Genomic DNA, 25,537 nt, shown 5'->3' with positions numbered 1-25,537 from the left:
CCTGCGAAAATTGGGGCTGTATGTGTGCGGTGCCATTCACCAAGGAGAACGGATGGGGTAAGGCAAGAATTAGTCGTCGGCAGCGATCGCCAACGGGGCTGGCGTGCGTCAGCGTGTCGCAGTTCACAAAACGCACCGCCAGGAAGCATTAATTCTCTTTCTCAATTGACAATCATTATCATTCAACATAATTTGTCGCTCGATGTGTAGGGCAGCCCGGGTCTCAGGCCGCTCCACTAACCTATTTGCAGCAGGGTGTTTTCCATGACGGAACAAGTATCCACAAGCAGGTGCGATTCACCGCTACTTCAGGCATTCGTCGACAATCGACTGATACTGGTCAAGATTGCAGCACGCATTACCGGGTGCCGGTCACGCGCTGAAGACGTGGTACAGGATGCGTTCTTCCGCCTGCAGTCGGCGCCGCAGATCACCTCCTCCTTCAAGGCACAACTCAGCTACCTGTTCCAGATCGTGCGCAACCTGGCGATCGATCACTATCGCAAGCAGGCATTGGAACAGAAGTATTCCGGCCCGGAAGAGGAAGGCCTGAATGTGGTGATCCAGGGCGCGTCGCCGGAAACCTCGCACATCAATTTCTCGACCCTGGAAAACATCGCTGACGCCCTGACGCAACTGCCCAGCCGCACCCGTTATGCGTTCGAGATGTACCGCCTGCATGGCGTACCGCAGAAAGACATCGCCAAGGAACTGGGCGTGTCGCCCACCCTGGTGAACTTCATGATCCGCGATGCACTGGTGCATTGCCGCAAGGTGTCGGGAAGTCGCGCGGATACGTTTGCACGGCGTTGAGATCTGGCAATTGCGGTGCGCTCAATCACGAGCAGGCTCACTCCCACACGGGATTTTCCACCCTGGACCCATGCCAAGCGCATATCCCCTGTGAGAGCCCGCTTGCTCGCTAAGGCTGACTCAAGATCAATGAGGACCTTGATCCCTGAAACTCAAGCCAGCACACACCGTTCGAAAAACCGCTCCCTCCCCAACACCATCAACGCCGCCCGCTTGTGCGGAAAGTCGAACTCCTTCTCGCAGTGAAACCGCTGCCCCTGCATGTACCCGATCATCTTCGCGTTGTCCGCGCGCGGCTCGGCGACTACTCGCTGGGTGCGCGGGTCATCGAGAAACAGGTAGTGCGTCAGCGCCGATAACCAACTCGCCACTTTGTGCGGGCCGCGGTGCTGCTCTTCACCTACCAGCATATGGATTCCACGGTCGTAATCGCCCGCCTGGTAGAACGGCGCGAGGCGGTCCTCCTTGGCCCAGTAGGCCTCGAAGTAGGCAAACGGCTGGTCATCGAAACAGCCGATCAGCGTCAGCGTGTGCGGGTCGGCCAGCAACTTGGCCAGATACTCCCGATGCTGATCGAGGCTGCCCTCCTCCTGCCAGAAACTCGCAACCCGCGCGCTGTTCTGCCAGCGATTGAAGCGCGCCAGGTCATGTTCGATATCGACCGTGCGCAGGGATATCCATGCCCCCAACCGCGCATCGAACCGTCGGTACACCTCGCCCCGAGGTTTGAGCGGCCGCAAGGGGTGGCGTTTGCCGCCGCTGATCACTGGATGCTGTGGGTAGCTGTTTACACTGGCCTGGCTCAACCAGGGGCGGGGCAACTGCCAGAACAGCGCGCGCTCGCAACGGTATTGGCCACTGACTTCACCGGTGACCAGCAAGCCGCTGAGCAGTGCCTCGGTGGGCAGTTCATCAAGGTGCCAGGTCAAGTGCTGACAGGCTGAATCGCGGGCGAACAACCAATAACAGGCCAGGTACAAGACTTCGCTGTCCGGGTGTTCGCAACGTTGCTCGATGGCCACGTGCAGCGCAGGCACGCGGTTCACTCGCAAGCTGAGCAACGGCTGCCCGTCGCAGCCGAGGCTCAAGCGGTCGGTGGTTTCATCCGCCATAAGGCACCGGCCATCGGGCAGAGCCAGGGCAGTCAGAGCGTTCAGATCAGGCATGGGTCAGGCTCACGTTAGTCGTCCACTGTTAAACGAGGTGACGTGAGCCGATCAGGGAAATTTAACCGAAGACAGAAAATACCCGACGTGCGATCCCCATCAGTCCCCAGGAACAGGGACCACGGCGATTTGGTACGGCGCAAAAATTTTCATCATCTGGCCGCTCTCCCGCAACCCTTGCAGCAATTTGCCAAAGGCTTCACCGCTGATGGGTGCCGCAGGACGAAGCATTGCGTAATGGTGATAGACCTGGTCCACCCGCTGGGACACCAGCAACTGAGCGGCGACTTTTGCGTTGCGCAGAAGGTAATCGCTCAGGTACGACCGCGTGACCAACGCGATGTCCGCACGGCCGCGCAGCACCATGAGCAAATTGCTGTCATGGGAATAGGTCAGAGAGGCGTTGTAGCGTTGCGCAAGTATTTTGGGGTCGGCATCGAAGTTGGCGAACTCGTAGTGATACCCGCTGAAAAGTGCCAAACGTTTGCCGGCAAGTTCGGCAAAATAGTCTTGCTGGCGGTCCGGCAGTTGTTGCGCGACGAAAATCTCGGCATCTTCCAGGCCCATGTCGACCGTAACATGTGGAATATCCTTCCAGCCCCAATCAGGATTCTCGAAGATCGCCATGTCCACCCGGCCTTGCTTGAAATCACCAAAGCGGCGGGGAATCGAAGTTGGCACCAGGACAAACTGGTAGTCATGCTGGGCAACATTCAATGCTTCGACCAGCTGTGGCAGCAAGCCAGTGTCGGCCCCCATTTCCGGACGCACAGTATAGGGAGGGAAATGCGCCGCTCCGACTCGAACCAGCTGTGCCGCCTGGGAAGGCAGTAACCATAATGCGGGAAGCGCCGCCAGTAAAAACCGGAAGGCCGTCCGTGTTGGCGAGGACATCAAAACAACCTACTCCCGAAAATTACGCGCTATGCATTCAAGCCAGGCGGTTTCGCCCGATTAGCCAGAGGCTACTGGCAAATCACCACTATCGTGGCTCTTTCAATACCATGATAAGGGCTTCGTCCGCCAGTTGATCCAGGCTCATGCTGCCGCCGGCACGAAACCAGGTGGTGGTCCAGGACAGCGCCCCCGTCAGGAAACGACGCGTGATAAACACATCGCCGCCAATCAAACCGGCGTCCTTGGCCTCTCCCAGCACCTGCAACCATAGCTCTTCGTAGATATCGCGCAGGGCCAGCACCTGCGCCTGGCCCTCCTCGGATAACGACCGCCATTCGTAGACCAGCACGGCCATGGCCTCGCCGCTGCCCCCCATGATCGATTGCAGTTCGCAACGAATCAGCGCCAGCACCCGCTCACGCACGCTTGCGGCGTCACCGAGGGCGGCACGCATGAGCGCCGTGTTGTAGCGGATGGTTTCCTCCATCACTGCGCGCAGGATGTCGTCCTTGCTTTTGAAGTGATGAAAAATACTGCCCGACTGTATGCCCACGGCGCCGGCCAGGTCGCGCACGGTGGTGCGCTCGTAGCCTTTATTGCGAAACAGGTGGGCGGCCACTTGCAGCAGTTTGCCGCGGGCGCTGTCCGGGTCGGTCAACTGGCCGCTGTCGACCAGTTCGCGCATGACGCCCAGGGCTTTTTGCTCGTCCACCCATTCTCTCCTACAGTCGATCAATCCAGATGCGCCGCTGGCCGCTGAAACCGCGGGCTTGCGCGGGCTTGCGCGGGCTTGCGCGGGCTTGCGCGGGCAATTTAAGCTGGCGCCGGCAACCAAGCAAGCGCTCGGGAAGAAGATATTTCAAGGCATTTACAAACCAAGCGCTTGCTTGGTAGTCTCGAATCGCGAATCAGCAGTCTCGCAGCGGTAGTCTCCCAATACTGTCGACGGAGGTGAGCATGAAGCCAACTGTGCCGGAAACCATTCGCATCGGGTGCGCCAGCGCGTTCTGGGGCGACACTTCGACGGCCGCGGCGCAGCTGGTGGAAGGGGGAAGCCTGGACTATCTGGTGTTCGACTACCTGGCAGAAATCACCCTGTCGATCATGGCCGGAGCGCGGATGAAAGATCCCCAGGCCGGTTATGCCAGCGATTTCGTCGAAGTTCTCACTCCGCTGCTCACGCAACTCGCCGAGCAAGGCATTCGGGTGATCAGCAACGCCGGCGGGATCAATCCACAAGCCTGCGCTGCGACCCTGCAAGCTGCTTGCGACAAGGCCGGGGTGGGGTTGAAAATTGCCGTGTTGCTGGGCGACGACCTGCAACCGCAGCTCAAGCAGCTCAGGACCCTCGGCATCCAGGAGATGTTCAGTGGCGCGCCGTTGCCGGCGATGTGCGTCTCGACGAACGCTTACCTCGGTGCACCTGGCATCGTCGAAGCCTTGCGCCTGGGGGCGGATATCATCATCACCGGGCGGGTGGTCGACAGTGCCGTGGTCAGCGCCGCCCTGGTGCATGAGTTCGGCTGGTCGTGGCAGGACTACGACAAACTCGCCCAGGCCGCCCTCGCCGGCCACATCATCGAATGCGGAGCCCAATGCACCGGGGGCAACTTCACCGACTGGCGTGAGGTGCCAGACTACGAACACATCGGTTTCCCCATCGTCGAAGTCAGCCGCGACAGCCAGTTTATCGTCAGCAAACCCGAAGGCTCCGGCGGCCTGGTGACGCCGCTGACCGTGGGCGAACAGATGCTCTATGAAATCGGCGACCCGCAAGCCTACCTGCTGCCTGATGTGGTGTGTGATTTCACCCGGGTCAGGCTCGTGCAACAGGGTAAAAACCGGGTTCAGGTGCACGGCGCCAAGGGCCTGCCACCCACTGACCAGTACAAGGTCAGCGCCACCTTCCTCGACGGTTTTCGCTGCACTGCCAGTTGTCTGATCGCCGGGATCGATGCGGTCGACAAGGCCCGACGCGTCAGCGCCGCGATTATCAACAAAACCTCGGACATCTTCAGCCAGCGCGGCTGGTTGCCCTACAGCGAGGTCAATGTCGAACTGCTCGGCAGCGAAGCCACCTACGGTTCTCACGGTCAGCGCCAGGACACCCGCGAGGTGGTGATCAAGCTGGCGGTGAGGCATCCGGACAAACAGGCGTTGATCCTGTTCTCCCGGGAAATAGCCCAGGCCGCGACCGGCATGGCGCCAGGGTTGACCGGGATCGTCGGTGGGCGACCGACGGTGTACCCGCTGATCCGCCTGTTCTCATTCCTGATCGATAAATCCGCGTGCACCCTGGGTATTCACTTCGACGGTCAGCGCCATCCCTGTGCCCTGCCCGCCATCGCGACGCTCGACACCCAGGACTTGCCGGTGCCGCTCGACCCGCCCAAACCGGTCGGCCTGGCCGACGCCAGCGTCGAGCTGGTCAAGCTGGCGGTTGCGCGCTCCGGGGACAAGGGCAACCACAGCAATATCGGGGTCATGGCCCGCGAAGCAGAGTACCTGCCGTGGATCGCCGAAGCCTTGACCCCGGAGGTGCTGGTCGACTGGATGAGCCATGTTCTCGACCCGGTATACGGGCGAGTCGAGCGCTGGTACCTGCCGGCCACCCACAGCCTGAACTTCCTGCTGGAGAACGCCCTCGGCGGCGGTGGCGTGGCCAGTCTGCGCATCGACCCGCAAGGCAAGGCGTTCGCCCAGCAGCTGCTGGAAATCCAGATACCGGTGCCGCAAAGCATCGCCGACCAGGTCAACTAGAGGACTGTCACCGTGGCCTACGATTCGATTTTCAAAGCCGGCTTGTTTACCGGGCAAAACATCATCGTGACCGGTGGCGGCAGCGGCATCGGCCGTTGCACCGCCCATGAACTGGCGGCATTGGGTGCCCATGTACTGCTGGTGGGGCGCAACGCGGCCAAGCTGGAGAACGTCGCCGGCGAGATAACCGCAGATGGCGGCCAGGCCGACTGGGTCGTGTGCGATATCCGTGAGGAAGAAACGGTGCGGCATATTGTCAGCGAATTGATCCGCGAGCATGGCCCCATCCACGGCCTGGTCAACAATGCCGGTGGGCAGTTCCCCTCGGCGCTGGCCTCAATCAACCAGAAGGGTTTCGAGACCGTGATGCGCACCAACCTGGTGGGCGGTTTCCTGATGGCCAGGGAAGTGTTCAATCAATCCATGAGCAAGCACGGCGGCTCGATCGTCAACATGCTCGCCGACATGTGGGGCGGCATGCCGGGCATGGGCCATTCCGGCGCCTCGCGCTCGGGCATGGACAACCTGACAAAAACGGCGGCATTCGAATGGGGGTACGCCGGCGTGCGGGTCAACGCGGTGGCGCCCGGCTGGATCGCTTCAAGTGGCATGGACACTTACGAGGGTGCGTTCAAGGCAGTGATTCCGACCCTGCGCGAGCATGTTCCGCTCAAGCGCATCGGCACCGAATCGGAAGTCAGCGCGGCGATCGTTTTCCTGCTCAGCCCGGCGGCGACATTCATTAGCGGCAGCACCCTGCGCATCGATGGCGCGGCGAGTCTTGGCGGGCGGGCGTGGCCCATGCACAAGGCGCACAACAGCGAGTCGTACAACGGCTTTCACCGAGCGTACCTGCCCGAAGTACTTCAGGACAAGGACTAAGCCATGCCGGTCATACAGTCCCAGGTCGACCCCTTCAGCCAACATTTCGCGCAGAACCATGCCGCAATGCTGACGGGTATCGAGCAGGTGCGTCAGCTCGAACAGAATCTTCTGAACAAGGCTGCCGAGGCAAAATCCAGGTTCGACCAGCGCGGGCAATTGCTGCCCCGGGAACGTCTCAACCTGCTGCTGGATCCCGGCGCGCCTTTTCTTGAATTGGCGAGTCTGGCCGGTTACAAGCTGCACGATGACAAGGATGGCCATTCGGCGGGTGGCGGCCTGATCGCCGGCATCGGTTACGTGTCGGGTGTGCGCGTGCTGGTGGTGGCGAACAACAGCGCGATCAAAGGCGGGACTATTTCCCCAAGTGGTCTGAAAAAATCCCTGCGCCTGCAGCAGATCGCCATGGAGAACAAACTGCCGGTCATTACCCTGGCCGAAAGCGGTGGTGCCAACCTCAATTATGCGGCGGAGATTTTTGTCGAAGGCGCACGCAGCTTTGCCAATCAGGCCCGGATGTCGGCCATGGGCTTGCCGCAGATTACCGTGGTGCACGGCTCGGCCACGGCGGGCGGTGCTTATCAGCCCGGCCTCTCCGATTACGTGGTGGTGGTGCGCGGCAAGGCCAAGCTGTTTCTGGCCGGGCCGCCACTGCTCAAGGCGGCCACGGGCGAGATCGCCACCGATGAGGAGCTTGGCGGTGCCGAGATGCACGCACAAGTGGCAGGTACGGCGGAGTACCTGGCGGAAAACGATGCCGACGGCGTGCGCCAGGTGCGCGAGATTCTGCGCCTGCTGCCATGGAACGCACGCCTGGCCATGCCCCCTCGGCCATCGTTCGAAGAACCTCTATACCCCATCGACGAGTTGCTCGGGCTGATCCCCGACGACGCGAAAAAACCCTACGACGCGCGGGAGATCATTGCGCGGATCGCCGACGGGTCGAATTTCCTCGAGTTCAAGGGCGAGTACGATCAGCAGACAATCTGCGGGCATTTGCAGATCCAGGGTCGCGCCTGCGGCTTCATCGGCAACAACGGCCCGATCACGCCCAGGGGGGCGAGCAAGGCGGCGCAATTCATTCAGCTGTGTGACCAGAGCCAGACGCCCCTGCTGTTCTTTCACAACACCACCGGGTTCATGGTCGGCACCGAGTCGGAACAGCAAGGCGTGATCAAACATGGTGCGAAGATGATCCAGGCAGTCGCCAACGCCCGCGTGCCCAAATTGACCATCGTCGTCGGCGGTTCCTACGGCGCCGGCAACTATGCCATGTGCGGTCGCGGCCTCGATCCGCGCTTCATCTTCGCCTGGCCCAACAGCCGCACGGCGGTCATGGGTGGCGCCCAGGCGGGCAAGGTACTGCGCATTGTCACCGAGGCCAAACAACTCAAGGATGGCCTGGTGCCCGATCCGAAAATGCTCGACATGCTGGAGCAGGTCACTGCGCAGAAACTCGACGGCCAGTCCACTGCCCTGTATGGCAGCGCCAACTTGTGGGACGACGGCCTGATCGATCCGCGCGACACCCGGACCTTGCTCGGCTACCTGCTGGACATCTGCCACGAGGCCGAAGTGCGGCCATTGCACGCCAACAGTTTTGGTGTAGCCCGCTTCTAAAGGGCGATCAGGAGAACAATAAAAATGATCTTCACCCAGGAACACGAAGCACTGCGCCGCACGGTCCGGCAATTCGTCGACAACGAGATCAATCCCCACGTCGACGAATGGGAAAAAGCCGGGCGTTTTCCCATTCACCAGCTCTTTCGCAAGGCCGGCGAACTGGGCCTGCTGGGAATTTCCAAACCGGAGAAGTTTGGCGGCATGGGGCTGGACTACAGCTACTCGATCGTCGCGGCCGAGGAGTTCGGCACCATTCACTGCGGCGGTATTCCGATGTCCATCGGCGTACAGACCGACATGTGCACCCCGGCGTTGGCGCGTTTTGGTAGCGACGAACTGCGGGAAGAATTTCTGCGCCCGGCGATCACTGGTGAGCAGGTCGGTTGCATCGGCGTGTCGGAGGTCGGAGCCGGTTCTGACGTCGCCGGGCTCAAAACCAGCGCACGCAAGGATGGCGACGATTATGTGATCAACGGCAGCAAAATGTGGATCACCAACTCACCGAGCGCCGATTTCATCTGTTTGCTGGCCAACACTTCGGACGACAAGCCGCACATCAACAAGTCGCTGATCATGGTGCCCATGAATACTGCGGGCATCAGCCTCAGCTCGCACCTGGACAAGCTCGGCATGCGCAGTTCGGAAACCGCCCAGGTGTTTTTTGACAATGTGCGTATACCGCAGCGCAACCGCATTGGCCACGAAGGGGCAGGCTTCATGATGCAGATGCTGCAGTTCCAGGAAGAACGCCTGTTCGGTGCGGCCAACATGCTCAAGGGCCTGGAGCACTGCGTCGACAGCACGATCGAGTACTGCAAGGAGCGCAAGACTTTTGGCAATGCGCTGATCGACAATCAGGTGATTCACTTTCGCCTGGCCGAACTGCAAACCGAAATCGAGTGCCTGCGGGCGCTGGTCTATCAGGCCACCGAGCAATACATCAAGGGCCAGGACGTCACCCGCCTGGCGTCGATGGCCAAGCTCAAGGCCGGGCGCCTGGGGCGTGAAGTCAGCGACAGCTGCCTGCAATACTGGGGCGGCATGGGCTTCATGTGGGACAACCCCGTGGCACGGGCCTATCGGGATGTGCGCCTGGTGTCGATCGGCGGGGGCGCCGACGAAATCATGTTGGGGATCATCTGCAAACTCATGGGCATCCTGCCAGGGAAGAAGAAATGAACCGCTTGCCGGTATGCCAGACGTTGCTGCTCGAATTGCATAACGGCGTGCTGCACGTCACGCTCAATCGCCCGGAAAGTCGCAACGCCATGAGCTTGCAAATGGTTGCCGAACTGCGGGGCTTGTTGGCGAGCGTGCGCGAGGACCAAGCCATTCGGGCATTGGTGATCGGCGGCGCCGGGGGGCATTTTTGCGCCGGCGGCGACATCAAGGATATGGCCAACGCCCGAACTCAAGGCCCGGAGGGGTTTCGTGAGCTGAATCGGGCGTTTGGTGCGCTGCTGCAGGAAGTGCAGCACGCGCCGCAAGTGGTGATCACGGTGCTGCAGGGCGCAGTACTGGGCGGTGGCCTGGGGCTGGCGTGCGTGAGCGATGTCGCGCTGGCGGATCACCAGGCGCAGTTCGGTTTGCCGGAAACCAGCCTCGGAGTCCTGCCGGCGCAGATCGCCCCGTTCGTGGTCCAGCGCATTGGCTTGACGCAAGCACGGCGCCTGGCGCTGACGGCCGCGCGATTTGATGGCACCCAGGCGCGACAGATCGGCCTGGTGCACTTCGTCGAGCATGACGCCCAGGCCCTGGCCGAGCGGCTCGATGAAGTGCTGGCCCATGTGCTGCGTTGCGCGCCGGGAGCGAATGCACTGACCAAGCGTCTGTTGCTGGCCAGTGCCGGACAGCCGACTGATGCCTTGCTGGATGAAGCGGCGCAATGGTTCAGCGACGCAGTGACCGGGCCTGAAGGAGTCGAGGGGACTATGGCTTTCGTGCAAAAACGTAAACCAGGATGGGCTCTGTGACAGCATCGCAGGCAAGCCAGCTCCCACAGGGTTCGTCAACGCCACAGATCCCCTGTGGGAGCGGGCTTGCTCGCGTAAAGGCCCGAAAATCCACCGTGTAACCAGAGCGAAGACTCCATGCCCTCCTTCAACAAAATCCTGGTCGCCAACCGCGGTGAAATCGCCTGTCGCATCCAGCGCACCGCCCAAGCCCTCGGCTATCGCACCGTCGCCGTCTTCAGTGACGCCGACGCCGACGCATTGCACGTGCGCATGGCCGATGAGGCCGTGAACATCGGCCCGGCCCCGGTGCAACAGTCTTACCTGAGCATTGCGGCGATCATCGACGCCGCGCGCCGCACGGGTGCCGACGCCATTCACCCGGGCTATGGTTTCCTCTCGGAAAACGCCAAATTTGCCCTCGCCTGCCGGGAGGCCGGCCTGACCTTTGTTGGCCCGAGCCCCGAAGCCATAGAACTGATGGGCAGTAAACGGCTGTCGAAAATCGCCATGCTTGCCGCAGGAGTGCCCTGTATCGATGGCTATCAGGGCGCTGAACAGGACGACGCGAGCCTCGGTCGTGAAGCCGCGCGCCTGGGTTATCCACTGATGATCAAGGCCAGTGCCGGAGGCGGCGGTCGCGGCATGCGCCTGGTACAGGATGCAAGTGACCTGCTGGCGCAGATTCACACCGCACGTTCCGAAGCGTTGAACGGTTTTGGCAGCGATGAGTTGATCCTGGAACAGGCGCTGATCGATCCTCGGCATGTCGAGGTGCAACTGTTTGGCGACGAGCACGGCAACCTGATTTACCTCGGGGAGCGCGACTGTTCGATTCAACGCCGCCATCAGAAAGTCATCGAGGAAGCGCCCTGCCCGGTGATGACCGAAGCCTTGCGCCAGGCCATGGGAGAAGCGGCGCTCAAGGCCGGCCGCGCGGTGAATTACGTCGGCGCCGGGACCGTGGAGTTCCTGCTGGACCGGCAAGGGCGGTTTTACTTCCTGGAAATGAACACCCGTCTGCAAGTCGAGCACCCGGTGACCGAAATGATCACCGGCCTCGATTTGGTGGCGTGGCAGTTGCTGGTCGCGCAAGGACTGCCGCTGCCGTTGCGCCAGGACCAAGTGCAGCTCACCGGTCATGCCATGGAAGTGCGCTTGTACGCCGAAGACCCAACCCAGGGCTTTTTACCGCAAACCGGACGTGTCGGGGTATGGGAGCCCGTCTTGCAAAGCACTGTGCGGATCGACCACGGCTTGATTGCGGGCCAGAATATCAGCCCGTTCTACGACCCGATGCTCGGCAAAATCATCGCCCACGGCGCCACCCGCGAGGAAGCCCGGCGCAAGCTGGTGCGCGCCGTGCAGGACAGCGTGCTGCTGGGCGTGCAGACCAATCAGGCGCTACTGGCGCGCCTGTTGGAACATCCACAGTTCGTCAGCGGTGAATTCAACACCGGGTTCATCGCGACCCATTTCGCCGATCACGACTGTTTGCGCCCGCGGGTGCCGAGCGCTGCAGAACTGGCGATCGCAGCCGCACTGTTCCATCACCATTCGGCCCGGGTGCATGCCGGGCCGCTGGCCGGCTGGCGCAGCAATGCCAGCGTACCCCTGCTCTATCGCCTGGGCCTGGCGGAGCAGGACTGGGCCGTGGAGTTGAATGGGCTTGCAGGACAACCCTACCGGGTACACATCGCCGGCCAGGCCCTGACCCTGAACGTGATCGAATGCGACGGCTGTTGGGCCATCCTGGACATCGACGGCATTCGCCAGCGCCATGCCTACCGTCTCGAAGCCGACCGCCTGTGGCTGTTCACCCGTCCCGGCAGCCTGTGCCTGGAAGACCGCACGCAAGCGCCGGTCAGCGCGCAGGCCAGTATCAGCTCCGGCACCCTCAAGGCACCGATGGATGGCGCCATCGTCGACGTACTGGTCAGCGAGGGCAGCACCGTGCACAAAGGCCAACTGCTGGTGGTGCTGGAGGCCATGAAAATGGAGCATCCGCTGAAGTCCGGCATCGACGGCGTGCTCAAGCGCCTGCAGGTCAGTGTCGGCGACCAGGTGAAAAATCGGCAGATTTTGCTCGAGGTCGAATAAGCCGCTAGGCGGAACCGCAGGGTTTGGCTACGCTCAAAGCCTATCAGGACGCGGATACCAGGAAACCTGCGATGCCCCATTGGCTGGTCATTGATCTTGAAGCCACCACCGATGAGGGTGGTTGGCCAGTAACTGAAATGGAAATCATCGAAATCGGTGCCACCCTGGTGGATCGCCAAGGTCGCGAGCTCGATCATTTCCAGCGTTTTGTCCGGCCGCTACGCCGTCCCTTGCTGACGCCGTTCTGCCGCGAACTGACGCACATCACCCAGGCCAACATCGACGCCGCGCAGCCCCTGGACGAAGTCTGGGCTGCCTTCGAGCGCTGGCTCGGCCAGCATGAATCACGCCTGGAGGGCTGGGCCAGCTGGGGCGACTACGATCGCCAGCAGCTGGTACAGGAGTGGCAACGCCTGCAACTCGACAGCCTGCTCGGTCGGGTGCCGCACATGAACCTCAAGCAGCGCTTCGCCAAGGTGCGCAGGCTGGAACGCCCGCTGGGCCTCAACGGCGCCCTGCAACTGGCGGGCATGCAGTTCACCGGGCAACAACATCGGGCACTCGAGGACGCACGCAATACAGCGCGCCTGTTGCCGCTGATTCTCCCCGCCTAGAGTGGTGACGGCGCCCAGGGGCTTGTGCATACTGGCCGGCCCTTTTTAGCCCTTTTCGAGGAATCGCCCATGTTTAAAGTCAACGAGTACTTCGACGGCACCGTCAAGTCCATCGCCTTCGGCACTGCAGAAGGTCCCGCGACTATCGGCGTCATGGCACCGGGCGAGTATGAATTCGGCACCAGCCAGCGTGAAATCATGCATGTCGTGAGCGGCGCACTGACCGTCAAGCTGCCAGACAGCACCGACTGGGAAACCTTCGCTGCAGGCAGCCAGTTCAATGTGCCAGCTAACAGCAAGTTCCAGCTGAAAGTGGCTGTCGATACCGCTTACCTGTGCGAATACCGCGGCTAAAACCGCGGGTTTTCATAGCGAAAAAAATGCCCGGGCATCTGACCCGGGCATTTTTATTTCCAGCGCCGTTATTCGAGCACCGTCACTGGCATGCCGACTTCCAGCCGGCCATTGCCGTCGTTCACCAGGTTCTGGCCGAACATCGCGCCGTCAGCCTGGGCCCGGTATTTCTGCAAGGTGGCCAAGGGTTCACGGTCTTCGCTGCGTTGACCGGTCTGTGGATCGATCGTGGTCAGGATGCAGCGCGAACAGGGCTTGACCACCCGGAACTCGACATCACCGATGCGAATGCGCTTCCAGCCGTCCTCGGCAAATGCGTCACTGCCTTCGATGACCAGGTTGGGTCGAAAGCGCTGCATTTCCAGCGGGCGCCCGACCCGTTGCGACAGGTCTTGCAGGGACGCCTGGCCGATCAGCAACAGCGGAAAGCCGTCGGCGAAAGCCACTTGATCATCGTCCTTGCCATAGCCGGACTGGGTCGTACGGGCACGATCGAGGGGGATTTGTACCAGTCGAGTAGGTTTGCCTATGAACTCGCTGACCCAGGCACCCGCCTCGTCTCCGGCATCGGGTACGCGCAGGCTGTCGCTAAAGATGGTCACTCCGCGCAGTTCGGCATCGCCGCCAGGCAGGGATATATCAATGGTCGAATGCCCCGGAGCGCTAAGCGTCAGGCCGCCCTGGGCATTCCACAAGGCGGACAACTGGCTCATCGTTGCCACCGCACGCTGGGTGAGGAAGCGGCCGGTGGCTTCGTCCACCAGCATCCAGCGTCGATCACCGTCCACGCCCAGTCTGTCCAGGCTGACCTGTTGCAGGGCCTCGCCTTTGCCGGATTTCAGGGGGTAACGATAGAGTGCGCTCAGATGCAGCATGGCCAGGTTCCTGAGGGGAAAAACGTCACCCTATACGAGCTTGGGGCCTGAATCAAAGAACGGGTGTCTGGCGTTGATCAAACCGGTACTTCATCCAGCATCAATCGCTGGCGCACCACATCAACCAGCTTGTCCGGCTGGAACTTGGACAGGAAATTGTCACAACCCACCTTCTTCACCATCGACTCGTTGAAACTGCCGGACAACGACGTATGCAGCACCACGTAAAGCCCGCGCAAGCGCGGATCGTTGCGAATTTCGGTGGTCAGGCGGTAGCCGTCCATTTCCGGCATCTCGGCGTCAGTGAATACCATCAGCAACTTGTCGGTCATGTTCTCCCCTGTATCGGCCCAGGCCTTGAGCATCCTCAAGGCCTTGAGACCATCGCTGGCGATATGCATCTTTACGCCCAACTGGCCCAGGGTGTCGCGCAATTGCGCCAAGGCCACGTTTGAGTCATCCACCAGCAACACTTCACGGCCCCTTGCGCGCTCAAGCACCGGGTCCTCGAGTTTCTCGCGAGACACTTTGGCATTGTACGGGACGATTTCCGCCAAGACTTTCTCGACATCGATGATTTCCACCAACTGGTCATCCACCTTGCTGATCGCAGTCAGGTAGTGCTGGCGGCCGGCGCTGGTCGGTGGAGGCAGGATGGCTTCCCAGTTCATGTTCACGATCCGATCTACGCCACTGACCAGGAATGCCTGCACCGAGCGGTTGTATTCGGTGACGATGATCGTGCTGGTCGGCCCCGGAACCAATGGCCGCATGCCGATAGCCTGGGACAAGTCGATCACTGGCAGGGTCTGACCCCGCAAATTGACCACGCCGCAGACGAATGGGTGGCGCTGGGGCATCAGGGTCAGCTTTGGCAACTGCAACACTTCCTGGACCTTGAACACGTTGATCGCAAACAGTTGCCGGCCTGCCAGGCGGAACATGAGGATTTCAAGGCGATTCTCACCCACCAGTTGCGTGCGTTTATCTACCGTGTCGAGAATGCCGGCCATTATGACTCCTGGGCTTGTACGGGTGAGTTCATTAAAACGGTTTATCGGCTGCCAACGGCAGACCTTGACCCCTTGATTAAGATGCCCCGCTCCTGTGCCCGACCGAATACGCGGACGCCATCCGCAACAGCAGGAACGCAGCCGCTCTTGGCCAAAACGGAGGAATGCCTGAGTCACTTGCAACCTGATCAGCAACGACAACGATGCGATCGATTGATCTTGTCGATGCACACCGACCCGGCAACAGGCCCAAATCAGTGACCCACAACCTGACGGCGCGCCAGCTGGAAATCCTGCGCCTGATCGTTCGCGGCAAATCCACCCGGGAAATCGCCAGCGGCCTGGGGCTGAGCATCAAGACCGTGGAAACCCATCGCTCGCAGATCATGAAGCGCTTGCAGATCTACGACGTGGCCGGGCTGGTCCTGTTTGCCGTGCGTGAGCGGATCATCAGTCTGGATGATTAACGATCGTCGAACCGGTCAACAAGGGTGAGTTCGCCGGCAGATGCACTCGAAGGGCTGCCGGACGCGCCGCGAAGCGCAGGTTGTCGCCTTCCAGTGGCTCGCCATCAAGGTTGATGTAGAGCCCTTCCGAAACCTTGATTTCGACCCAGGGCAAGCGGGCGCGCACGAACATGTTGTCCAGACCGAAGCCATCGGCCAGCAGGTTCTTCAGGGTGCCGACCACTTCCTGGGGTGCAGGCAGAATGCTGATATCAAGCAAACCATCGTCAGCCAGTGCTTCGGGGCACAGGACGTGCCCGCCACCGGCCTGTCGACCATTGCCAATGCCCAGTGCCAGGAGCTCGCCGCTCCAGTGGAAATCAGGCCCCTGCAACTCGCCGTAGGCGGCGTGCAACTCGCTGAAACGCGACAATCCGGTAAACAGATAGGCAGCTCCACCGAGCACTTTTTTCAGGTCTTCCGACGTGTTGGCGGTGACCTGGCTACCGAAACCACCCGTGGCCATGTTCAAGAAAACTTGCGAGCCGGCTTCGCCCAGGTCAATGGCACTGGCCGGAGCATCCAGTAGCTCCAATGCGGGCCCAGGTTCCAGCGGTACCCCGGCGGCGCGTGCAAAATCATTCGCGGTGCCCAAGGGCATCAGCACCAGGCTGGCATCTGCCGAGTGATTGGCGATTGCTTCGGCGATATCGCGCAGGGTGCCATCTCCGCCCCCGGCGATAATCTGCACATAACCGGCATCCAGTGCCTCATCGACCAGCCGCTGGGCATCGCCAGCCTCCCAGGTCACCCGTACAGCCAGGTCCCAGCCCTGCTGCCGTTTCTCTTCAACTGCGTTACGCACCGCTTCGTTGAGCGCTTGCTTGCCGTGCAGAATTAACAGCGCTTTGCGTTCGCTCATGGCAGTCACTCCCAGGATTGGATTCCGTATGGCAGATGTTGACCGCGCCCACGGCCAAAAAAGCCGTAAAAAAAACCAAATATTTAAGCGAGGCCAGAGGCGAGTCCTACAGCGGTGACCATGCTGGCCCGGTGACCGGGTGCAACACGCACCCCTTAGTTGCCAGCCACAGGTGTCAGCCCAGGACTTCACTCAGTGGAATGAACCCGACAAGCTCGCCTTCGACCAGCGTGCGATCCTCCCGCACCTCAACCAGTCCCTCGGCCCACGCTGCACTGCGTAACACACCGGAGCTCTGGTTCTTGTAGATGATCGCCCGGCCGTTCTCCAGACGCCCTCGCAGGTACTCTCGACGATTGCCTGCCATCGGCCAGTCGAAACCCGCCGGCACCTGGAACTTCAGGGGTTCTACGTCCTGCACGCCTTGACGGCGCAAGAGATAAGGCCGGGTCAACAACGCAAAGGTCACCAGGGTCGAGGCCGGATTACCTGGCAGACCGATCACCGGCACCCCGCGAAAGTGCCCGAAGGTCAGCGGTTTTCCAGGCTTGATGGCGAGTTTCCATAGCGTCAGCTCACCCTCCTCGCGCAAGGCAATTCCAAGAAAGTCAGCCTCACCCACCGAGACGCCTCCGGTGGAAAGGATCAGGTCAACGTCGTTGAGCTCGCCGAGGCGAGCGCGGGTAGTGGGCAGGTCGTCGGGGAGAATACCGGCGTCGATCACCTCGCAACCCAGGCGCTGCAACCAGCTGCACAGCAGCACCCGGTTGCTGTTGTAGATTTGCCCCGGGCCGAGGGGCTGACCGGGCTCGATCAGTTCATCACCGGTGGAAAGCACCGCAACGCGAACCTTGCGAATGACTTCCAGCTCCGCGCAGCCCAGTGATGCCGCCAGGCCCTGTTCGATCGGGCCCAAGCGAGTCCCGGCCACCAGCACCTGTTCTCCGGCAGTGGTTTCCTGGCCCTGGGGACGGATGTTTTGCCCCACTTTCAGACTTTGGGTGAACGCTACTCGCCCGTCCGGCTGGACCTCGGCGTTTTCCTGCATCTCGACGCAGTCGGCACCCGCCGGCACTGGTGCACCGGTGAAAATTCGCGCACACGTACCGGACTGCAGGGGCTGCGGCGCGTTACCGGCGAAAATCTTCTGGCTAACCACCAGCGCTTCGCCGGTCCAGTCGCCCAAGCGCAACGCATAGCCGTCCATGGCGCTGTTCGGCCAGGGCGGCAAATCCAGGGTTGAGATCAAGTCATCGGCCAGAACGCGGCCCTGCACCTGGGCCAGGGGCAAGCGTTCACGCTGCAGAATAGGCGTGGCGCCAGCCATTTCCAGCAGGCGTGCCAGTGCGGCTTCGACCGGCATCAAAGTGCCGGTCTTGCCGGACTTACCCGCGGGATTCACAGGGAGCCGCCTGTTTCAGGTGAGTCACGAAGTTGCACGGGCGGTGCCGCGAGTCCAACTGTTCGGCGAGGATGCCATCCCACCCGGTACGTACTGCATTGGTCGAACCCGGCAGGCAGCAGACCAGCGTGCCATTGGCCAGGCCGGCCAGCGCACGGGATTGCACAGTGGAAGTGCCGATGTCGGCTACGGAAATTTGCCGAAACAGCTCGCCAAATCCGTCAACCTGCTTGTCCAGCAGGCAGCTCACCGCTTCCGGCGTGCTGTCGCGGCCGGTGAACCCGGTGCCGCCAGTGATCAGTACGACCTGCACGACATCTTCGGCAATCCAGTGGGCGACTTGCGCTCGAATTTTGTACAGATCATCTTTGAGCAGTACCCGCTCGGCCAGGCGATGCCCGGCAGCGCTCAGGCGGTCGACGAAGACCTGGCCAGAAGTGTCGGTTTCCAGGGTACGGGTGTCGCTGACCGTGAGCACCGCAATGTTCAGCGGCGCGAAAGGTACATCAGCCTTGGCTTTCATAGGCTCGTCCAGTTGTAGGAAAAACAGGCCGGTGTTATATCACAGCCCTCACTTTTTTCGCCGCCCCATGAAGGCTCGCCATGACCCTCGAGACCCAACTGCCGCCCTGCTCCATTCTGCTCCTGGCCGGCGGTCGCGGCCAACGCATGGGGGGGCAGGACAAAGGGTTGCTGGACTGGCACGGCGAGCCGCTGATTGCGCATCTGCACCGCAAGACCCGGCCACTGAGCGATGACCTGATTATTTCCTGCAATCGCAATCTGGACAAATACGCACCCTATGCCGACCGCCTGGTGCATGACGATGAAGGGGATTTCCCGGGGCCCCTGGCCGGGATTCGCGCAGGCCTGCAGGCCGCACGGCACCGCTTCATGATGGTCTTGCCGTGTGATGTGCCGCGCATTGATGCCGCGCTGCTGCAGGCCATGCGCGAAACCGCCAGCCGGCATCCCGAAAAACCCTTGATGCTGCGCCATGGCGAGCATTGGGAACCGCTGTTATGCATCATCCCCGCGGAACTCTGCCAGGCATTCGATGAGGCTTGGAGTGAGGGGGAACGCAGTCCCGGCCGGATAATGCGCAAACTGGGTGCGATCGCCCTGCAATGCCCCGAAAACGACCCGCGGCTGGCCAACCTGAATACCCCGGAGCTGTTAAGCAGCCACGGCACTGTGTCAGACTGACACTAGCCAAGGAACTTGCGCGCGTTGTACACGTCTACAAGATCAGTAACCAAAGAATTCATATCGGAGACACACTCATGACTCAACGGACCCTCGCCACTTTCATGCTCGCACTGGGCCTCGCGACCCTTGCCGGTTGCTCTTCGCCTACCGTGATCACCTTGAATGACGGTCGCGAAATCCAGGCTGTTGACGCACCAAAGTATGATGAAGATTCCGGTTTCTACGAGTTCCAGCAACTCGACGGTAAAGAAACCCGCATCAACAAGGATCAGGTTCGTACCGTTAAAGAGCTGTAATCTTTACGGCATAGCCCGATACAGAAAAGCCCGCTTCTGCGGGCTTTTTCATGCCTGCAATACCGTCATCACCAGTCCAGAAACAGCGAGCTTTCAAAACAACGCTCCTGCCCGGTGAGCGGGTCCACGAAACGCAAGCCCTGGGCCAGCAGCTTCAAGGGATTGGCATAGTCATCGACGACGTCCTTGAGCACCTGGGGATAGAACGGATCATTACAGATGCCCGCGCCCAGGGCGGCCATGTGCACGCGCAGCTGATGTTTCTTGCCCGTGACCGGGTACAGCGCATAACGCCAGAGGTCGCCATTCTTTTCCCTAACGTCCACGGCTGTCTCGGTATTGGTCGCGCCGGGACCTTCCTGCATGCGGAAAAAAGGTTCGCCCTCCACCAGCCGACTTTTGTGCACCAGCGGGAAACACAGCCCGGGCAACGCAGGAGCAATAGCTTCGTAGCGTTTTTCGATCTGCCGGGTCGGGAACAGGGACTGGTAGGCCGAGCGGCTGTCAGGATGGGCTGAAAACAGCACGAGGCCCGCTGTGTGGCGATCAATGCGATGCAGGGGCACCAGATGCGGATTATCCAGGCGATGGATCAACCTGCGTAGCAGGGTTTGCTCGACGTATTCACCGGCAGGCGTTACTGGCAGGAAGTGCGGCTTGTCCGCCACCACCAGATGCTCATCTGCGTACAGGATCGACTCGACCACCGGAATCGGTTTTTCATCCGCGACTTCCCGAAAATAATGAATGCGCAGACCTTCCTTGTACGGCAAGTCGAGGGGGATAGGTTGCCCAAAACCATCCAGGACACGACCGCGGGCGATGCGGTCGAGCCATTGCTCGCGGCCGATGGCACTGAAATGCTCGCACAGGCAGTCGAGCACGGTCTGCCACGCACCCGGGGGCAGATACAGAGTACTGGCTTGAGTGCGCGCAGCACAAAACGATGAAGTGGACATAAGAACGCTCTGACCCCTAATGCAGGTCAGCATTATCCTGCAGCGGCCAGAACGATCCTAGAAGAGATTACTCATGCCGGTATCCGGTCGCGGGCTGCGGCCTCGGTGAACTCCTTGAGCCAGCGCAACACGTCGACCGCCTCCCACCGGCCAGGGTCATACAATGCGTACAGCAAGCCCTGGTAACCGACCACATCCAGCTGCCGGTGATACCCCGCGCGCTGGAACAAAGCTTCGATTTCGGCGAAACAGGTGTTGAAATGCAGTTTGTTGAAGGGGGTCTTCCCTTCGGTCACCAGGCCGTCCAGGCGCAGTTCGAGAACGGCCTCTCGCACCACGTCCGCCGACATGCGGTTCACGCTGTTCTTCAACTGTTCGACATTGACCATGACTCATCCTCTGACTCGCAGGATCGCCCGCAAGACAGGCCATCCGAATAACTGTATACACATACAGTAACCGAATCAGCGAGCTTTCGCCAACGGATCAATCGGGCAGAGCGATAAGTGGAGCGCTGTTCAACGCAAAAAAGCCACTACCTGCTCGGCATCGAATGGCCAGTCCAGCTCCGCTCCAGTATCCACGCGGCGCAGCACCGGGATTCGCAAGCCGTAGTCCTCGACCCAGTCCTCGTTCTCGGCAATGTCGATCAGCTCGACCAGCAAACCGTGTTCGACCAGGGGCATCAACTCTTCTTCGGCAAGTTCACACAGATGGCAACCAAGGGTGCCGAACAGCTGGCATTCAGGAGGCATGGCGAGGGGCCCAGGCAAAGTAGGGGTTCATTCTAGGCCCACGATCCAAGTCAGTCGAGACGAAGCCTGCAGCCCCTGGGCAATGGCGGTTCGAGGGACCTGGCAATCCCCTGACTCAAATCATTCCCGGCAAATGCCATATGAGTGATGCTCGGTATTTTTTTGCCTCTACGCTTCATTAGCCAACTTCAAATTCGGAGAGTCCGTGTTCGCCAATCTGCTGATCATCCTCGCCTCCTCACTGGTGGTGATTGCGCTGTTCCAGCGACTGCGCCTGCCGCCGGTCCTGGGCTACCTGTGCGTAGGGCTGATGATCGGACCCACTGCGTTCAATTGGGTCAATGAAAGCGAAGGGCTGCCCGATCTCGCCGAGCTGGGCGTGGTGTTCCTGCTATTTTCCCTGGGGCTGGAATTTTCCCTGTCGAAAATGCTGGCACTGCGACAGGTGGTGTTCGGCCTTGGCAGCCTGCAAGTGCTGATATGTGCGGTATTGCTGGGAAGCCTGCTGATGCTGTTCGGCATGCCGGGTATACCTGCGCTGTTACTGGGTGCGGGGCTGGCCCTGTCATCCACCGCCATCGTCAGCAAGGAGCTTGGCAGCCTTGGTGAAATATTCAGCAGCCACGGCCAGAACGCCATCGCCGTGCTGTTGTTCCAGGACGTGGTCGCCGTTCTGTTGCTGACACTGGTGCCCGTGTTTGCAGGCAGTAGCGAGCAACCCTGGTACTGGGCGCTGCCCATGACGTTGGGCAAAACCCTGGTGTTGTTTGTCGGATTGCTGATGGCCAGCCGCTGGCTGTTGCCGCGGTTATTCCATGAGGTGGCGGCGGCTCGCTCCGCAGAGCTGTTTGTGCTGCTGGCGCTGGTGATTGTCCTGCTCACCGCGTGGCTGACCCACCTGCTAGGCCTGTCGCCTGCACTGGGGGCGTTTCTCGCCGGCATGTTGCTGGGGGAAAGCCACTACCGCCATCAGATCGAGGCTGACATCCGCCCCTTCCGCGACATCCTCCTGGGATTGTTTTTTGTCAGCATCGGCATGTTGATCGACTTGCAGCTATTTGCCAGCCATGGCCTGCTGATCCTGGGGTTGACGCTGGCGTTGCTGCTGATCAAGGGCAGCGTTGTCGCGCTGCTGGTCAAATGGCGTGGCAGTGACACCGAAACCGCCTGGCGCAGCGGCCTCGCGCTGGCCCAGGGCGGGGAGTTCTGCTTTGCGCTGATGGCGCAAATGCAAACGAGCAAAATGCTTGCGGGCGACTTCGCCGCACTGCTGCTTGCCGCCACTTTTTGCTCGATGCTGGTGACGCCCTTGCTCCTGCGCGCAGCGCCGCGTATAGCAGCGCGCTTGCATCGCAAACCTAACGAAGAAGCGCAGCTGGAACAAATCAGCGCACTCAATGCCGGCCTGGACGGTCACGTAGTCATCTGCGGATACGGCCGGGTTGGCCAGTCCATCGGCCGCTTCCTGCGCCATGAACATCAAGCCTACATTGCGCTGGACAACGACCCGGTGCGAGTACAGGAGGCCGCTGTCAGCGAACGTTGCGTGCACTACGGCGACTCCCGCCGCGGCGAACTGCTGCTCGCAGTGGGACTGGACCGCGCCCGGCTGCTGGTGATTGCCGTGGACCGGGCCGACATTGCCATGCTCATCCTCAAGCAGGCGCGCGTGCTCAACTCGAGCGTGCCGATCCTGGTGCGCACTCGCGATGACAGCCAGCTCGCCGAATTGAATGCAGCAGGGGCCAGCGAGGTCGTCCCGGAACTGCTGGAATCGAGCCTGATGCTCGCCTCCCACGCGCTGATCATGCTCGGCCTGCCCGCACAACAGGTTAAGGACCGGGTAGACCAGGTTCGCAGCGATCGCTATCGCCTGTTGCACGACTTCTATCCAGGTTCGGACGACGATGAACGTTGAATCAATCCTGGCTGACCGCGCCGATCTTGTGGATCGCCAGGTCCGCACCGTGATACTCATCTTCCTGGCTCAAGCGCAGGCCATGCAGCGCCTTGATGCCGCCATAGATCGCCAGGCCGCCGAGCAGTGCCACGATTACGCCCAGCGCCGTACCGATCAACTGGCTGATCAGGCTGACGCCGCCCAGGCCGCCCAGTGCGACCTGGCCGAATATCCCGCAGGCGATCCCACCCCAAACCCCGCACAGGCCATGCAGCGGCCACACTCCCAGCACATCGTCGATGCGCCATTTGACTTGCGCGGCAGTAAAACACCAGACAAACAGCGCCCCGGCAATCGCACCGGTAACGAGAGCGCCCACCGGGTGCATCAAATCGGAACCGGCGCAGATCGCAACCAGACCGGCCAACGGCCCGTTATGCAGAAAGCCGGGGTCGTTGCGCCCGACGATCAGTGCCGCCACAGTACCGCCCACCATGGCCATCAGCGAGTTCACTGCCACCAGTCCGCTGACGTTACCCAGGGTCTGCGCGCTCATGACGTTGAACCCGAACCAGCCAACGATCAGAATCCACGACCCCAACGCCAGGAACGGAATGCTCGACGGCGCGAACGCAACCAGACGGCCGTCGCGATATCGGCCCTGCCGTGGTCCCAACAGCAACACGGCCGCCAGCGCCAGCCAGCTGCCCATGGCATGGACTACCACCGACCCGGCAAAGTCATGGAAGCTGGCGCCAAAACGCGCCAGCAGCCAGGCTTGCAGGCCGTAGTTGCCATTCCACATCATGCCTTCGAAAAACGGGTAGATGAACGCCACGATCAAAGCTGTCGCGCACAGCTGTGGGACAAACCTTGCACGCTCGGCGATGCCCCCGGAGATGATGGCCGGGATTGCAGCAGCGAAGGTCAGCAGGAAAAAAAACTTCACCAGTCCATAACCATGATCGGCGTTCAATATCGCCGCCGGTTGCATGAAGGTGACCCCATAGGAGATCCAGTAGCCTATAAAGAAATAGGCAAGGGTCGAAATGGCGAAGTCACTGAGGATTTTCGACAGCGCGTTGACCTGATTTTTCTGGCGAACCGTGCCGACCTCGAGAAAGGCGAAACCGGCATGCATGGCCAACACCATGACGGCGCCGATCAGAATGAACAACGTATTGGAGCTGTGAACCAGAGTGTTCACAGCGCTTTGCAGATTTTCCATGGGATCGGCAGACCTTAAGGCTAAAAAAGCACCAAAGCAGTTCGCGCAGAAGATTTATGCACCAAGTTGCGCCTCGGCAGGGTTTTCAAGTGAAGCCTGGGGAGCCGTTTTGGTGCGCAAGGTCATGACCTATGCGCGGGTTTCAATTATTTGAGTTATGGTTTTGCTCAAACCATGCCCAGCAACAGCGCAACGGCGCGGGCTGGCGCACCATGGCAAAGCAAAAGCTGTACCAGTCATTTGGACTGAACCTTCGCTTACCGCTCATACTCGAACGCAACAGACGCCACTTACGGAGATCACCAATGGCCAGCATCAAGGCAAAGACTGCTCAAGAAATACTGATGAATGATTTTCAAACATTGGTCAGCGACACTGAACGGTTGCTGGAACACACCAAAACCATCGCTGGTGATCAGGCTGATGAATTGCGCGACCAGATTCACGACAGCCTCCTGCGCGCCAGGGAAACCCTCAAACTGACCGAAGACTCCCTGCGCGAGCGCGGTCAGGCTGCGGTCACTGCGACCGAAGATTACGTCCAGGCCAACCCGTGGCAATCGGTCGGGATTGCCGCCGGCGTGGGTTTCCTGATTGGCCTTCTGGCCACCCGGCGCTGATATGGCGATCGGCGAATCCAGCTCGTCCGCGACGGGCCCAAGCTCCTCACCGCGGCGCTTGGGTGCCGCTTTTCTCGGGTTGCTGCACAGCCATGTCGAGCTCTTCGGCATCGAGTTGCAGGAACAGAAAGCCCGCACCGTAAGCCTGTTGTTGTTTGCGGGCCTGGCGCTGGTGTTTGCCCTGCTGTTACTGGTGGGCCTGTCGACCCTGGTCATGATCCTGTTCTGGGATACCTACCGCCTGCCAGCCATCATCGGCCTCTGTGTGTTCTACACGCTGGCAGCAATCTTCTGCGCGGTGCGCCTGAAGGCAGCGATTTTCGATGAATCCTCGCCATTCCACGGTACGCTGGAAGAACTGGCCAATGACCGGGAGCGCCTGTTGCCATGAGTCTGCCCGAACTGCCACACAACACCTCACGCACTGAAATGCGCAAGGCGCTGATCCGCCTGCGCATGGAAATGCATCGCCAGGAAATTCGCCACGAATCCGCGCAATTGCTGCAGCCTTTGCACCGAGTGCGCGGGATGACACAAAGCATTCAAGGCGGGTTTGGCATCAAGCATGCGCCGCTCTGGGGCGTCGCCGCAGTGACACTGCTGGGCTTCCTGACGGGCAAAGGCGCCAAGAGCGGCGGCGCCGGTGGCGTTACCCGGCTGATTCGCCTGACTACGACCCTGGGCCCGTTGATCAAACTGGTCATGCAGGGCTCATCGCGCAAACACTAAGCAAGCTGGCTGTATTCTTGCA

Annotated in this window: 27 protein-coding genes and 1 pseudogene; 16 read left to right on the top strand and 12 right to left on the bottom strand. The window is 60.8% G+C overall.

Translation table 11 applies throughout. From position 1 onward, the window contains the following. The first annotated feature begins 264 nt into the window (after positions 1-264). On the top strand, positions 265-813 hold the full coding sequence (locus tag IMW75_RS06855; RefSeq protein WP_122841331.1) for an RNA polymerase factor sigma-70: 549 nt from the start codon (positions 265-267) through the stop codon (positions 811-813). Positions 814-965: 152 nt separating this feature from the next. Here IMW75_RS06855 and IMW75_RS06850 read toward each other — a convergent pair whose 3' ends face one another. The 3 genes from IMW75_RS06850 to IMW75_RS06840 all read right to left on the bottom strand — a co-directional run bounded on the left by IMW75_RS06850 (position 966) and on the right by IMW75_RS06840 (position 3,588). Next, complete coding sequence (locus tag IMW75_RS06850; RefSeq protein ID WP_045058119.1) at positions 966-1,979, bottom strand: GNAT family N-acetyltransferase; 1,014 nt, start codon at positions 1,977-1,979, stop codon at positions 966-968. A gap of 99 nt (positions 1,980-2,078) precedes the next feature. Then, positions 2,079-2,873: a substrate-binding periplasmic protein gene (locus IMW75_RS06845; RefSeq protein WP_177328526.1), complete on the bottom strand. Its 795-nt coding sequence runs from the start codon at positions 2,871-2,873 to the stop codon at positions 2,079-2,081. A gap of 88 nt (positions 2,874-2,961) precedes the next feature. Beyond that, positions 2,962-3,588, bottom strand: coding sequence for a TetR/AcrR family transcriptional regulator (locus IMW75_RS06840; protein WP_045058118.1), 627 nt, complete (start codon positions 3,586-3,588; stop codon positions 2,962-2,964). 257 nt (positions 3,589-3,845) lie between these two features. Here IMW75_RS06840 and IMW75_RS06835 point away from each other — a divergent pair, with 257 nt between their 5' ends. From IMW75_RS06835 to ppnP, 8 genes are all read left to right on the top strand, one after another. Further along, positions 3,846-5,636 carry an acyclic terpene utilization AtuA family protein gene (locus IMW75_RS06835; protein ID WP_205892175.1) on the top strand — a complete coding sequence of 597 codons (1,791 nt, stop codon included), beginning with the start codon at positions 3,846-3,848 and terminating at the stop codon, positions 5,634-5,636. Between the two features lie 12 nt (positions 5,637-5,648). After that, the gene (locus IMW75_RS06830) at positions 5,649-6,518 is read left to right on the top strand and encodes an SDR family oxidoreductase (RefSeq protein ID WP_205892158.1); all 870 of its coding nucleotides are present in this window, start codon (positions 5,649-5,651) and stop codon (positions 6,516-6,518) included. Between the two features lie 3 nt (positions 6,519-6,521). Next, on the top strand, positions 6,522-8,138 hold the full coding sequence (gene atuC, locus IMW75_RS06825; RefSeq protein WP_045058115.1) for a geranyl-CoA carboxylase subunit beta: 1,617 nt from the start codon (positions 6,522-6,524) through the stop codon (positions 8,136-8,138). Positions 8,139-8,162: 24 nt separating this feature from the next. After that, positions 8,163-9,320: a citronellyl-CoA dehydrogenase gene (gene atuD / locus IMW75_RS06820; RefSeq protein ID WP_122841338.1), complete on the top strand. Its 1,158-nt coding sequence runs from the start codon at positions 8,163-8,165 to the stop codon at positions 9,318-9,320. Beyond that, positions 9,317-10,114 carry an enoyl-CoA hydratase/isomerase family protein gene (locus tag IMW75_RS06815; protein WP_045058113.1) on the top strand — a complete coding sequence of 266 codons (798 nt, stop codon included), beginning with the start codon at positions 9,317-9,319 and terminating at the stop codon, positions 10,112-10,114. The genes atuD and IMW75_RS06815 overlap by 4 nt, the downstream gene beginning before the upstream one ends. 117 nt (positions 10,115-10,231) lie before the next feature. After that, entirely contained in the window at positions 10,232-12,193 is a 1,962-nt protein-coding gene (locus tag IMW75_RS06810) for an acetyl/propionyl/methylcrotonyl-CoA carboxylase subunit alpha (RefSeq protein ID WP_205892157.1), read from the top strand. Between the two features lie 71 nt (positions 12,194-12,264). Continuing rightward, positions 12,265-12,807, top strand: a complete 543-nt coding sequence (locus IMW75_RS06805; protein WP_045058111.1) for a 3'-5' exonuclease — start codon at positions 12,265-12,267, stop codon at positions 12,805-12,807. Positions 12,808-12,876: 69 nt separating this feature from the next. Next, the gene (gene ppnP, locus IMW75_RS06800) at positions 12,877-13,161 is read left to right on the top strand and encodes a pyrimidine/purine nucleoside phosphorylase (protein ID WP_045058110.1); all 285 of its coding nucleotides are present in this window, start codon (positions 12,877-12,879) and stop codon (positions 13,159-13,161) included. A gap of 68 nt (positions 13,162-13,229) precedes the next feature. Here ppnP and IMW75_RS06795 read toward each other — a convergent pair whose 3' ends face one another. Both IMW75_RS06795 and IMW75_RS06790 read right to left on the bottom strand, forming a co-directional pair. Then, entirely contained in the window at positions 13,230-14,036 is an 807-nt protein-coding gene (locus IMW75_RS06795; protein WP_205892156.1) for an MOSC domain-containing protein, read from the bottom strand. Positions 14,037-14,113: 77 nt separating this feature from the next. Continuing rightward, positions 14,114-15,049: a chemotaxis protein CheV gene (locus IMW75_RS06790; protein WP_205892155.1), complete on the bottom strand. Its 936-nt coding sequence runs from the start codon at positions 15,047-15,049 to the stop codon at positions 14,114-14,116. 260 nt (positions 15,050-15,309) lie between these two features. On the opposite strand from IMW75_RS06790, the pseudogene IMW75_RS06785 reads away from it, so the two are divergent. After that, positions 15,310-15,516, top strand: a pseudogene (locus IMW75_RS06785) (response regulator transcription factor); the annotation flags it as partial. Here the strand turns inward: IMW75_RS06785 and yegS are convergent. The 3 genes from yegS to moaB form a co-directional block, all read right to left on the bottom strand. Continuing rightward, complete coding sequence (gene yegS / locus IMW75_RS06780) at positions 15,500-16,417, bottom strand: lipid kinase YegS (protein ID WP_045058107.1); 918 nt, start codon at positions 16,415-16,417, stop codon at positions 15,500-15,502. The pseudogene IMW75_RS06785 and the gene yegS sit on opposite strands and share 17 nt — an antisense overlap. Positions 16,418-16,592: 175 nt before the next feature. Then, on the bottom strand, positions 16,593-17,780 hold the full coding sequence (locus tag IMW75_RS06775; RefSeq protein ID WP_177328529.1) for a molybdopterin molybdotransferase MoeA: 1,188 nt from the start codon (positions 17,778-17,780) through the stop codon (positions 16,593-16,595). A 22-nt stretch (positions 17,781-17,802) separates the two neighbouring features. Continuing rightward, a complete protein-coding gene (gene moaB, locus IMW75_RS06770) occupies positions 17,803-18,342 on the bottom strand; it encodes a molybdenum cofactor biosynthesis protein B (RefSeq protein WP_045058105.1) in 540 nt (179 codons plus the stop codon). A gap of 80 nt (positions 18,343-18,422) precedes the next feature. Between moaB and mobA the strand changes: the two genes are divergently transcribed. Further along, on the top strand, positions 18,423-19,025 hold the full coding sequence (gene mobA, locus IMW75_RS06765) for a molybdenum cofactor guanylyltransferase MobA (protein WP_045058104.1): 603 nt from the start codon (positions 18,423-18,425) through the stop codon (positions 19,023-19,025). Positions 19,026-19,102: 77 nt separating this feature from the next. Further along, entirely contained in the window at positions 19,103-19,324 is a 222-nt protein-coding gene (locus IMW75_RS06760) for a YgdI/YgdR family lipoprotein (protein WP_045058103.1), read from the top strand. 68 nt (positions 19,325-19,392) lie between these two features. Here the strand turns inward: IMW75_RS06760 and IMW75_RS06755 are convergent, their stop codons facing one another. The 3 genes from IMW75_RS06755 to IMW75_RS06745 form a co-directional block, all read right to left on the bottom strand. Further along, a complete protein-coding gene (locus IMW75_RS06755; RefSeq protein WP_045058102.1) occupies positions 19,393-20,283 on the bottom strand; it encodes a pseudouridine synthase in 891 nt (296 codons plus the stop codon). 71 nt (positions 20,284-20,354) lie between these two features. Then, complete coding sequence (locus tag IMW75_RS06750) at positions 20,355-20,672, bottom strand: transcriptional regulator (RefSeq protein WP_122841352.1); 318 nt, start codon at positions 20,670-20,672, stop codon at positions 20,355-20,357. Between the two features lie 129 nt (positions 20,673-20,801). Further along, on the bottom strand, positions 20,802-21,038 hold the full coding sequence (locus IMW75_RS06745) for a glutaredoxin family protein (protein WP_045058100.1): 237 nt from the start codon (positions 21,036-21,038) through the stop codon (positions 20,802-20,804). 205 nt (positions 21,039-21,243) lie between these two features. Here IMW75_RS06745 and IMW75_RS06740 point away from each other — a divergent pair, with 205 nt between their 5' ends. Beyond that, the gene (locus IMW75_RS06740; RefSeq protein ID WP_205892154.1) at positions 21,244-22,956 is read left to right on the top strand and encodes a monovalent cation:proton antiporter-2 (CPA2) family protein; all 1,713 of its coding nucleotides are present in this window, start codon (positions 21,244-21,246) and stop codon (positions 22,954-22,956) included. A gap of 1 nt (position 22,957) precedes the next feature. Here IMW75_RS06740 and IMW75_RS06735 read toward each other — a convergent pair whose 3' ends face one another. Further along, complete coding sequence (locus IMW75_RS06735) at positions 22,958-24,166, bottom strand: ammonium transporter (protein ID WP_205892153.1); 1,209 nt, start codon at positions 24,164-24,166, stop codon at positions 22,958-22,960. 305 nt (positions 24,167-24,471) lie between these two features. On the opposite strand from IMW75_RS06735, the gene IMW75_RS06730 reads away from it, so the two are divergent. From IMW75_RS06730 to IMW75_RS06720, 3 genes are read left to right on the top strand one after another with little or no spacing between them, the layout of a single operon-like run. Next, positions 24,472-24,786 (top strand): ElaB/YgaM/YqjD family protein, encoded by a 315-nt coding sequence (locus tag IMW75_RS06730; RefSeq protein ID WP_045058097.1) that lies wholly within the window; start codon positions 24,472-24,474, stop codon positions 24,784-24,786. Between the two features lies 1 nt (position 24,787). Beyond that, entirely contained in the window at positions 24,788-25,177 is a 390-nt protein-coding gene (locus IMW75_RS06725; protein ID WP_205892152.1) for a phage holin family protein, read from the top strand. After that, entirely contained in the window at positions 25,174-25,515 is a 342-nt protein-coding gene (locus IMW75_RS06720; protein WP_045058095.1) for a hypothetical protein, read from the top strand. The genes IMW75_RS06725 and IMW75_RS06720 overlap by 4 nt, the downstream gene beginning before the upstream one ends. The last annotated feature ends 22 nt before the right edge of the window (positions 25,516-25,537 follow it).

Origin of the sequence: Pseudomonas gregormendelii (assembly GCF_017114825.1) — a bacterium.
Taxonomy (GTDB): Bacteria; Pseudomonadota; Gammaproteobacteria; order Pseudomonadales; family Pseudomonadaceae; genus Aquipseudomonas; species Aquipseudomonas gregormendelii.
This window is presented reverse-complemented; position numbering and strand designations above follow the sequence as displayed.